This window comes from Saccharopolyspora sp. NPDC045839, from assembly GCF_056431645.1.
In genome coordinates, this window is record NZ_JBWKKH010000007.1 from 35,265 (window position 1) to 46,109 (window position 10,845).

General features: G+C 71.1%; 9 protein-coding genes. 4 read left to right on the plus strand and 5 right to left on the minus strand.

What is annotated here, in order from left to right:
- Positions 1-57: 57 nt before the first annotated feature.
- The 4 genes from AC07EQ_RS12220 to AC07EQ_RS12235 form a co-directional block, all read right to left on the minus strand.
- Positions 58-696, minus strand: coding sequence for a response regulator transcription factor (locus AC07EQ_RS12220; protein WP_478388048.1), 639 nt, complete (start codon positions 694-696; stop codon positions 58-60).
- On the minus strand, positions 693-1,874 hold the full coding sequence (locus tag AC07EQ_RS12225) for a sensor histidine kinase (RefSeq protein WP_478388049.1): 1,182 nt from the start codon (positions 1,872-1,874) through the stop codon (positions 693-695). Before AC07EQ_RS12225 ends, AC07EQ_RS12220 begins: the two co-directional genes overlap by 4 nt.
- Positions 1,875-2,273: 399 nt before the next feature.
- Complete coding sequence (locus AC07EQ_RS12230; RefSeq protein WP_478388050.1) at positions 2,274-3,500, minus strand: cytochrome P450 family protein; 1,227 nt, start codon at positions 3,498-3,500, stop codon at positions 2,274-2,276.
- A 168-nt stretch (positions 3,501-3,668) separates the two neighbouring features.
- Positions 3,669-4,553, minus strand: a complete 885-nt coding sequence (locus tag AC07EQ_RS12235) for a LysR family transcriptional regulator (protein WP_478388051.1) — start codon at positions 4,551-4,553, stop codon at positions 3,669-3,671.
- Positions 4,554-4,671: 118 nt separating this feature from the next.
- On the opposite strand from AC07EQ_RS12235, the gene AC07EQ_RS12240 reads away from it, so the two are divergent.
- Positions 4,672-5,103 carry a hypothetical protein gene (locus AC07EQ_RS12240; protein WP_478388052.1) on the plus strand — a complete coding sequence of 144 codons (432 nt, stop codon included), beginning with the start codon at positions 4,672-4,674 and terminating at the stop codon, positions 5,101-5,103.
- Positions 5,100-6,662 carry a multicopper oxidase family protein gene (locus AC07EQ_RS12245; protein WP_478388053.1) on the plus strand — a complete coding sequence of 521 codons (1,563 nt, stop codon included), beginning with the start codon at positions 5,100-5,102 and terminating at the stop codon, positions 6,660-6,662. The genes AC07EQ_RS12240 and AC07EQ_RS12245 overlap by 4 nt, the downstream gene beginning before the upstream one ends.
- An 86-nt stretch (positions 6,663-6,748) precedes the next feature.
- Here the strand turns inward: AC07EQ_RS12245 and AC07EQ_RS12250 are convergent, their stop codons facing one another.
- Positions 6,749-7,762, minus strand: a complete 1,014-nt coding sequence (locus AC07EQ_RS12250; RefSeq protein WP_478388054.1) for an Lrp/AsnC family transcriptional regulator — start codon at positions 7,760-7,762, stop codon at positions 6,749-6,751.
- A gap of 184 nt (positions 7,763-7,946) precedes the next feature.
- Between AC07EQ_RS12250 and AC07EQ_RS12255 the strand changes: the two genes are divergently transcribed.
- Entirely contained in the window at positions 7,947-9,458 is a 1,512-nt protein-coding gene (locus AC07EQ_RS12255) for an AbgT family transporter (RefSeq protein ID WP_478388249.1), read from the plus strand.
- A gap of 32 nt (positions 9,459-9,490) precedes the next feature.
- Entirely contained in the window at positions 9,491-10,642 is a 1,152-nt protein-coding gene (locus AC07EQ_RS12260; protein ID WP_478388055.1) for a M20/M25/M40 family metallo-hydrolase, read from the plus strand.
- The last annotated feature ends 203 nt before the right edge of the window (positions 10,643-10,845 follow it).

A 10,845-nucleotide genomic window follows, 5' to 3' on the forward strand; every position in this document is an offset into this window, starting at 1 on the left:
GGTGGCGGACCTCCTCCGCGACGGCCCGGCTTCCTCCTCCTCGAGGAGGAGGCGCGGTCACACCACGCCGTTCTCGTAGGCCCAGATCACCGCGTGCAGCCGGTCCCGGACGCCGAGCTTGCGCAAGATGCCGCCGACGTGGGTCTTCACCGTCGTCTCCGCCAGGTGCAGTTCGGCGCCGATCTCGGCGTTGGACGACCCTCGGGCCAGCTCGACGAGCACGTCGCGTTCCCGGGCGGTCAGGGCCTCCCACGCCGGCCGGTGCCGGGGCGCCGCGCGGCGGGCGAGTTCCAGCAGGCTCCCGGTCGCGCGGGGCGAGACGATCGAATGTCCCTTGTGGACTGTCCGGACCGCGTCGACGACGTCCTCGCCCGGCGTGTCCTTGGTGAGGAATCCGCTGGCGCCGGCCCGCAGCGCGGCGAACAGGTTCTCGTCGAGGTCGAACGTGGTCAGGACCAGCACGCGGGTGCCGGGTACCTCACCGGTGATCAGCCCGGTCGCGGCGATGCCGTCCAGGCCGGGCATCCGGATGTCCATCAGCACCACGTCCACCCGGTGGGCCCGGCACGCCTCGACGGCCTCCCGGCCCGTCGACGCCTCGGCCACGCATTCCAGGTCGTCGTGCAGGCCGATCACGGTGGTCAGCGCGGACCGGATGAGCTGCTGGTCGTCGGCGACGACGACTCGGATCGTCATCGCGCGGAATACCCGAACTCGGCCCGGACCTCGGTCCCGGCACCAGGCTCACTGCGCACCACGAAATCGCCTCCGATCTGCCGCATGCGCTCGGCCATGCCGACGATGCCATAGCCGCCGCGCGCGGTGAGATCGGCCGCGGTTCCCGGCCCGTCGTCCGACACCGCCACCACGAGCCGGTCCGCGCCCCAGTCCAGGGCGACCCGGCAGGAGACCCCGGATCCGACGTGCTTGAGGGCGTTGGTGACCGATTCCTGGACGATCCGGTAGACGGCGTGGCGCTGCGCGGTGCTGATCTCGCGCGGGGTGCCGGTGCCGACCAGCTCGACGTCGGCGCCCGTGCCGCGGAACTTCTCGACCAGCTCGGAGAGGTCGCCGCCGGTCTCGATGCTCTCGTCGCCGGCGCGCAGCACGCCGAGCATGCTGCGCATCTCCCCCATCGCTTCCCGGCCGACCTCCACCGCCGTGCCGATCATCGCCCGCGCCTTCTCCGGATCGCGGTCGAAGACCAGTCGCGCGGTGTCGGCCTGGGCGAGCACGACTGCCAGCGAATGCGCGGCCACGTCGTGGATCTCCCGGGCGATCAGCCGGCGCTCGGCGGCGATGGCGTCGCGCACCTGCTGCTCGCGCAGCTGCTCCGCCTGCGCCGCGCGCTCCTCCAGCGAGCGCACGTAAGCGATCCTGATCCGCCGGTACCGGCCGAGCGCCCAGGCCGCGAGCACCGAGCCCACCGCCCCGGCCCCCAGGCCGACGACGGCGGGCCAGTCGATCGCAAGTGCCGGGTAGCCGAAAAGAACCCGTGCGACGACGATCGCGGCGCCGAGCAAGCCGCACAGCACCGGCAGCGCGGATCGCTCGGCGTATGCGACGACCGAGTACAGCAGCACCGGGTAGATCAGCGAGAACGGCAGCAGCACCGGCGAGATGTCGCCGGGGATGTCCGGCAGCGCGACCAGCACCAGCATCGCGATCGAGCCCGCGACGAACGCCCCGGTCGGCCGCACCCGGCGGAAGGCCAGGCTCGCGGAGAGCCAGACCGAAACCGCGAGGAGCGCCGCCCACAGCAGCGGATCGGCGCCCCGCACGGCGGTCAGCGACGTGCCGCCGGCCAATGCGAGGACGAGCACCGCCACCACGCCGTCGGCCACCAGCGGTCGGCCCGGCCACGAGATCCGCATCGGACCAAGGTAACCGCGCCACCCGGCCCGGAACCTCCTCCTCGAGGAGGAGATCACCCCGCCACGAAACGCCTACCACACCGGCAACCGAGCACCCCGTGCCCACGTGACCCCGCGCCCGCGTGACCGCAATTTCCATTGAAATCGAAGGTCCAATTTCAATGGAAATTGCGGATCATCCACAACGTCCGGCATGTCGTGGCCCGACACACCGGGGAGTGTGGACAACTTCTTCGATTTCAATGGAAATCGAAGGTCCGATTTCCATTGAAATTGCGGACCCTCAACCTCGGACCGGCACCTCCACCGCGTGTGGTCGCAGTTTCAATTGAAACTGGAAGTCCGATTTCAGCCGGTGGTCCGCAGTTTCAATTGAAACTGCGGACCACCCATCTCGGGTCAGCGGGTTCCGGGGTGGACCGGGAGGCTGCGGAGGCCGTGGATCAGGCTGCTGAAGCGCCACTGGGCGTCCTCCACCGAGCCGACCGGCCGGAGGTTCGGGAAGCGCTCGACGAGGTGCCGGATCGCGATCTGCGCCTCCAGGCGGGCCAGCTGCGCGCCCAGGCAGAAGTGGATGCCGTGGCCGAAGGCCAGGTGGCCGTGCGCGTCGCGCTCGATGTCGAAGCGCTCCGGCTCGGCGAAGCGGTCCGGGTCGTTGTTCGCCGACGCCAGCCCCACCCAGACGATCTCGCCCGCCGGGATCTCCACGCCGCCGACCTCGACAGCCTCGGCGGTGAACCGGAACGTCCCGTGGATCAACGGGCCGTCGAAGCGCAGCATCTCCTCGACCGCGGCGGGCACCAGGCCCGGATCCGCCACCAGCGCCGCCCACTGGTCGGGGTTGCGCAGCAGCGCCAGCACCCCGTTGCCGATCAGGTTCACCGTCGTCTCGTGCCCGGCGACCAGCAGCAGGAACACCATCGAGATCAGTTCCTGCTCGCTGAGCCGGTCCTCGTCCTCGGTGGCCTCGATGAGCCCGGTGAGCAGGTCGTCGGCCGGTTCGCGGCGCTTGATCTCGATGAGCTCGATCATGTACTCGGCCACCGCCTCGGCGGCTTGCTTGGCCGACTCGTGGTCCGAGGCGTCGAGCAGGGTGTTGGTCCAGGCCCGGAAGTCGTCCCGGCGGGACTCGTCGACGCCGAGCAGCTCGGAGATCACCTGGATCGGCAGCGGGAACGCGAAGGCGTCCAGCAGGTCCACTTCGGACTCATCGGCGATCGCGTCCAGCAGCGTCGCGCTGATCTCCTCGACGCGCGGGCGCATGCCCTCCACCCGGCGCGCGGTGAACGCCTTGACCACGAGCTTGCGCAGCCGGGTGTGGTCCGGCGGGTCCGTGTTCAGCATGTGCCCGCCCAGCTCGCTGGCGAACTCCCGGCGGTGCGCGTCCGGCGGCAGCTTCTCGTTGATCACCAGCCGGAGCCGGGTGACGTCCTTGCTGAACCGGGAGTCCGCCAACGCGGCGCGCGCTTCGTCGTAGCGGGTGATCACCCAGACCTCCAGGCCGTCCCGCGTGACCATCCGCTGCACCGGGGTGGCGGCCCGCAGCTGGTCGTACCGGGCGTGCAGGTGCTGCACGAAGTCTTGGTCGAAGACGGGAAGATCGGTGTACGCCTCGGTGGTGGACATCGGATTCCTTCGCACTAGGCAATCGTTGACGCTGAAATCCAGTGAACTCCTTTCACGTCTGGCTGTCACACCGATCTGAGAGCCCGCTCAGCTATGCGCGTTCGGCCGCGCGCCACCCCCGCCGAACGGCGCAACACCCGTGGCGGAAAGCGTTTTTCGACCGTTTCGTCACCTCGCCGCTTCGCGGCGGATGGCGTCGGTGACGTGCTCCCGGAACCGGCGCGCGGCCGCGGAGAGGTAGGCGTCCCGGCGCCACGCGAACGACAGGGTGCGGTGGCAATCGGGCGAATCGACGCGCAGCAGCGCCAGCGGTGCCATGTCGTGGTGGCCGGCCATCTCCGGGATGAATCCGACGCCGAGCCCCATGCTGATCAGGAACGCCGTCCCGCCCGGCTCGTTGCCCTCGCAGGCGATCGACAGCGGCTGCCCCGCGGCGGCGAACAACCGCTCCGCCAGCACGCGCGGCCAGTAGCCGTGGTCGGTGGTGATGAACGGCTCGCCCGCCAGCTCCTCGATGCCGACGCTCTCCCGGGACGCCAAGCGGTGTCCGGCCGGGACCGCGAGCAGCACCTCCTCGCGCAGCACCTCGGCCACCTCCAGCGCCGGGTCGTCCACCGGCTGCGACGACAGGCAGAGGTCCACCTCGCCGTGGCGCAGCCGTTGCAGCATCACCTCCGCCGGCGCCTGGTAGAGCCGCACGTCGACGCCCGGGTGCTCGGCGCGGAAGCCGACCAGCGGGGAGACGAGCGTGTACATCGTTTCGGAGGCGACCACGATGCTGCCGTGTGCCAGCCCGGCCGCGTCGGCGAGCTCCTGCCGGCCGTCGTCGAGCTCCCCCAGCGCCCGGTCGACCCTCCGCAGGAACGCCGCGCCGAAGCGGTTCAGCCGGATGTGACGCCCCTGCCGGTCGAACAGCGGGACGCCGAGCTCGGTCTCCAGCCGCGCGATGGTGCGGCTCAGCGACGGCTGGGAGACCCGCAGCTCCACCGCGGCCCGGCTGATGTGCTCGTGGCGCGCGACGGCCTGGAAGTAGCGCAGCGGCAGCAGGTCCATCAGATCATCATGCCTTATGAGGCATGAGCACATAGCGAAATTGGCCTTGGAATGCATCGGAGAACGCCATTAACGTCGCGATTGATCCGAGAATCCCGACCATTCAGGAAGAACCGCGATGGGACCGTCCACTTCGGCCGAACCGGCCGCACCTGCCCGAGACCGGACCCGTCCGGCGTTGTTCGCGCTCCGCGTCGTCGCGGCGGCCCACGCGGTCGCCATCTTCGGGCAACCGGTGTTCGCGGGCGTTTTCCTCAGCGGCGACTACGACATGCTGCACAACCACGCCGTCGGCGCCGACGTCGTCTTCTACCTCGCCCTGGTGCAGCTCGTCGCCGCGATCGTGCTGTGGGCGCTGCGCGGGGCGCGCTGGCCGAGCGCGGTGGCCCTGCTGATCGTCCTCGGCGAAACGGTCCAGTACTTCGCCGGCCTGAAAGGCGCGCTCGACCTGCACTTCCCGCTGGGCGTCGCGCTGATCGTCCTGACCGTCACCTCGCTGATCGCGCTCCTGCGGCCGAGCACCCTGGGCCTCCCGGAGGTGACCCGATGAGCGGCCGGCTGGGACGCCGCCGGTTCCTCGGCCTCACCGGCGGCGCCGGGCTGGTGCTGGCCGCCGGGCTGGGCGGCCCCCAGCTGCTGGCGCAGCGCACGTCGACCGGCACGATCCTGCGCAGCGCGATCCGGCCGCCCGCCCCGTTCCAGCTGCCGCTGCGCCTGCCGCCGGTGCTCGAACCCGTTGCGCGGGACGGGAAAGCCGATCACTACGAGATCACCGCCCGGGAGGCGGCGGCGGAGATCCTGCCCGGCGTGCGCACGCCGATCTGGGGCTACGAAGGCATCTTCCCCGGCCCGACCATCGAATCCCGGCGCGGCCGCCCCGCGATCGTCCGGCACCGCAACGACCTTCCGGTGCCGACCGTCGTGCACCTGCACGGCGGGCACACCCCGCCGGAGTCCGACGGCTACCCCACCGACCTGGTCCTGCCCGCCCGGGGCTGGTCCGGCGGCCACCACTCGATGCACGACCCGGCGGCCGTGATCACCGAGGGCACGCGCGACTACACCTTCCCGCTCGACCAGCGCGCGGCGCTGCTCTGGTACCACGACCACCGGATGGACTTCACCGGCCCGGCGGTGTACCGCGGGCTGGCCGGGTTGCACATCGTGCGCGACGACGAGGAGGACGCCCTCCCGCTGCCGCGCGGCGAGCGCGAGATCCCGCTGCTGATCACCGACCGCGCGTTCGCCGCGGACGGCTCCTTCGACTACCCGTCGCTCGACCCGTCGCTGACCCGGGTGCCCGGCGTGACCGACCCCTACCTGGCCGGCGTGCTCGGCGACGTCATCCTGGTCAACGGCGTGCCGTGGCCGGTCCACGAGGTGTCGGCGACGCGGCACCGGCTGCGCCTGCTCAACGCCTCCAACGCCCGCCGCTACGAGCTCGCGCTGGACCCGCCGCCCCCGGGCGGCCCGGCGTTCGTGCAGATCGGATCCGACGGCGGCCTGCTCGAATCCCCGCGCGAGCACGGCAGCATCACCCTCGCGTCCGCCGAACGCGTCGACGCGATCGTCGACTTCGGGCGCTACCCGGTCGGCACCGAGGTCACCCTCGTCAACCGGCTGGGCGCCGGCCCGACGGCGCAGGTGCTGCGGTTCCGCGTGACGCGGCGGGAACGCGACGACACCGCCATCCCGGCGAGACTGTCCGAAGTGGAGCCGCTGCGCCGCGAACAGGCCGTGGTGACGAGGGATTTCGCCTTCCGCAGCGGGCGGCACGGCGACCGGCACGGCTGGCTGATCGGCGGCCGCCCGTTCGACACCGGCTACGTGGCGGCCCGGCCGCGGCTCGGCGACGTGGAGATCTGGCGCTTCGTCACCGACCTGCACCACCCGATCCACCTGCATCTGGTGAACTTCCAGGTCCTCTCCCGCGGCGGCCGCGCGCCCGGCCCGCTGGACGGCGGCTGGAAGGACACCGTCGACCTGGGCCCGGGCGAGGCGGTGGAGGTCATCACCCGCTTCGACGGCTACCGGGGCCGCTACGTCTTCCACTGCCACAACGCGGAGCACGAGGACATGGGCATGATGGCCACCTTCGAAACCGTGTGACCCGTGAGTGTTTCGGGGTGCCATAGCGCCCCAAAGCACTCACGGGTCGAGACGGCTGACCGGCAGCCGGCGCACGACCCGGGGTATCAGCCGCCGGTGGGCAGGCGGGCCTCGCCGAGGCGGTTGCGGTCCCGGCCGATCCAGTAGCGGCGCAGGACGTCCAAAACGACCGAGACCTCAACGGACCGGATGCCCCGCAGTTGCGCCAGGTCGCCGGAGAGGAAGTCCGCCAGGTGCTCCTCGTCCCGGAAGACGCCCTGGTGGATGACCGTCGCGTTGCCCGCGACCATCGACACGTAGCGGGCGGAGGGATGGCCGCCCAGGGCCCGCCCGACCTCGTCGGTGGAGCCCGGCTCGGTGGTCAGCGAGAGCGCCACCTCCAGGTGGAAGCCCAGCAGGGCGGGCTCCACCTCGACGCGCGGCCGGACGACCTGCCGCTCCAGCAACCCGGCGATCAGCCGGTGCGCGGTGGACTGGCTGACGCCCAGGTCGCGCGCCAGCTCGCTGGACGTCAGCCGCGCGTCGGCGTGCAGCATCCGGGCCGCCCGGCGCTCGTGCTCGGAAAACCCTTGGGCCGCAAGATCTTCCGGCTGCTCGATGCGGTGCGGGGCGAGCACGGCGCGCTGGTCGTCGCCGAGCTGGCGCACCCGCCACGCGTCGGCCCGGCCGAAGGGCCGCAGCACCAGGTCCGACTGCGTGGCGACCACCCCGGCCAGGCCCGGGATGCGCCGCGTCAGCAGGTCCTTCACCGCGTCCCGGCGCGCCGGGTGGACGGTGCAGTACACGTCCGCGCGCCCGGTCGTCATGGCGACGTACTGCGCTTCGGGGAGTTCGGCGACGCGGTGGGCGACGTTCTGCAGCTGCCCGGCCTCGGTGGTGATCCAGACGTGCCGGGGATGGGTGTCGGAGAACAGCCGCCAGTCGAGCTGCCCGATCACGCGCAACAGGCGGTCGCCGTGCAGGCGCTGCAACCGCCGCCCGACGGTGCTGGGGGAACTGCCCAGCGCCTCGGCCAGCGCGTTGATGGGCGCCCGCGGCGCCTCCTGCAACGCGGCGACCAGGTTCAGATCGAGCTCGTCCAGCACGGCATCTCCGCCCACATCGTCGATACTAAACCCACATGTTCCCGTTGGATGAATAGATGCACCATCTCGATCGCCACTATTGACAGTTCACGTCATGTCCGATTTGAATGTCGCCCTATCGGAGCAACTATGTGATCGACCGCACCGGGTTAGGAGCTGCAAGGTGACCACCACCGGGGACGCGCGGAGCACGCGCTCGATGTCCTTGCTGCTGCGATTCCTGCAAGGCGTCGAACGCCTGGGGAACAAGCTGCCACACCCGTTCTGGCTGTTCACCATGATGGCCGGCCTCGTCATCGCGCTCAGCGCGGTGCTCAGCGCCATCGGCGTCTCCGCCGTGTCCCCCGTGGACGGCAAGACGATCCAGGTGAAGAGCCTGCTGTCGGCCGAAGGCGTGCAGGCGATCATCGGCGACGCGGTCGACAACTTCGCGGCCTTCCCGCCGCTGGCGCTGATCATCGTGGTGATGCTGGGCGTTTCCGTCGCCGAGCAAAGCGGCCTGCTCAGCGCGATGCTGCGCGGCAGCGTCACCCGCGTCCCGGCCAAGTACCTGACGTTCGTCGTGGCGCTGGCCGGGATCAGCGGCAGCGTGGCCTCCGACGCCGCCTACGTGGTGCTGATCCCGCTGGGCGCGATGGTGTTCAAGGCCGTCGGCCGGAGCCCGGTCCTCGGCTTGGTGGTGGCGTTCGGTTCGATCTCGGCCGGCTACAACGCCTCGCTGCTGCTGACGCCCACCGACGCGATCCTGGCCGGGCTGACCACCACGGCCGCCCACCTCATCGACCCGAACTACACCGTCACGCCGCTGGCCAACTACTACTTCTCGATCGGCTCGGCGATCTTCCTCGCGTTCGTGATCACCCTGGTCACCGAGCTCGTGCTCGCCAAGCGCACCGCCGGGATGGCCGCCGACGGCGACGGCGCCCCGGACCAGCAGCTCGGCGAGATGCGGCTGACCGCCGCCGAGCGCCGGGGCCTGCGCAACGCCGGGCTGACGCTGCTGGCCCTCGTCGCGGTGCTGGTGGCGGTGCTGGTGCCCAGCGGCTCGCCGTTCCGCGGCGAGGACGGCGACGTCCTCGGCTCGCCGATCATCACCGGGGTCGCCTACGTCCTGGGCTTCGCCTTCCTGCTCACCGGCGCGGTCTACGGCCGCAGCACCGGATCGATCGGCCGCGCCGCCGAGATCCCCGGCGCGATGGCCAAGGGCGTGGTCGACCTGGCGCCCGTGGTGGTGCTGTTCTTCGCCGCCTCGCAGTTCCTGGCCTACTTCAAGTGGACGCACATCGGCGAGATCATCGCCATCCACGGCGCGGCGCTGCTGCAGGCGGCGAACGTGCACCCGCTCGTGCTGTTCCTCGGCCTGATCGCGCTCGTCACCTGCATCAACCTGGTGATCACCAGCGGCTCGGCGCAGTGGGCGCTGGTCGGCCCGATCCTGGTGCCGATGTTCATGCTGCTCAGCGTGTCGCCGGAGACGACGCAGGCGGTGTTCCGCATCGCGGACTCCGCGACGAACCTGATCAGCCCGATGAGCCCGTACTTCGCGATGGCGCTCGGCCTGCTGCAGCGGTACCGCAAGGAGGCCGGGATCGGCACGCTCATGTCGCTGACCATCCCGATCTCCTTCGCGGTGCTGGTCGGCTGGACCCTGTTCTTCATCGCGTGGTGGGCACTCGGCGTGCCGCTGGGCCCGGGCGCCCCGGTGCGATGAACACGCAAGCACGAGCAGAGAGGTGACGACGAGTGAGCAGTGCGACGGCATTGACCGGTGCGGCCGAGCGCGACCTTCCCGAGGTGATCGACGACCTTCGCCGGCTGGTCGAGCACGAGACCCCCAGCAACGACAAGGCCGCGCTGGACGCCGGGCTCGCCGACATCGCGGACTGGCTCGCCGAGCGGCTGGGCGAGCCGGCCGCGCGGACCCGGCACGACTGCGGCGACCGCGGTGACGTCCTCGACATCACCTTCCCCGGCACCACGGCCGGAACCGCCCTGCTGCTGTGCCACTACGACACGGTGTGGCCGATCGGGACCCTGGCGGACTGGCCGTTCACCGTCGAAGGCGACCGGATCACCGCGCCGGGCTGCCTGGACATGAAGCTCGGCATCGTCCACGGCGTGTGGGCGCTGCGCCTGCTGCGCGAGCTGGAGATCCCGCACCCGGCGGTGCGGTTCCTGCTCACCGGCGACGAGGAGATCGGCAGCATCGCGTCCCGCCCGCACATCGAGCGGGCCTGCGCCGAGGCCACCGCGACCCTGGTGCTGGAGCCCAGCCGGGAGGGCATGGCCAAGATCCGCCGCAAGGGCCTGGGCATGTTCGACCTGACGGTCTCCGGCGTCGAAGCGCACGCCGGGCTCGATCCGACGGCCGGCGCGAGCGCGATCAACGCCATCACCGAGCTCGTCCCGCAGATCACCGCCCTGGCCACGCCGGAGCGCGGCACCACCATCAACATCGGCCTGATCACCGGCGGCACCGGCCGCAACGTGGTGGCCGGCCGCGCGACCTGCGAGATCGACATCCGCATCCAGGACCCGGCCGAGACGGCCCGGATCGACGCGGGTTTCGCCGCGCTGGCGGTCACTGACGACCGGATCAAGTTCGACATCACCGGCGACTGGAACCGGCCGCCGATGAACCCGAACCCGCCGTCGGAGCGGCTGTTCGACGCCGCCCGCGCCGCCGCGCAGGACATCGGCCGGGACCTGGAGGGCACCGCCGTGGGCGGGGTGAGCGACGCGAACTTCGTGTCGGCACTGGGAAAGCCGGTCCTCGACGGGCTCGGCGCGGTCGGCGCCGGGCCGCACTCCCGCGACGAGCACGTGATCCCGGGCGAGTCGCCCGGCCAGATCGCCATGCTCGCGGGCCTGATCAGCCGCCTCCGCGACAGCTGAGCACCGGGACAGGGCGTTGTGAGGTGCGATAGGGCGGGTTGTTGTCTGTGAAGCGGCGCAGCCGCTTAGCCCACCCTCGCGGCTCGCACCGCCGCGGGTTCTCAGGGGTCTTCTCGCGAGGACAGCCCCGACGTGGTGAATTGGTCATTCATGAGTCGGGGATCCCACAGCGAGAAGGCACCTGAGGTTCCGCCACCCGCACC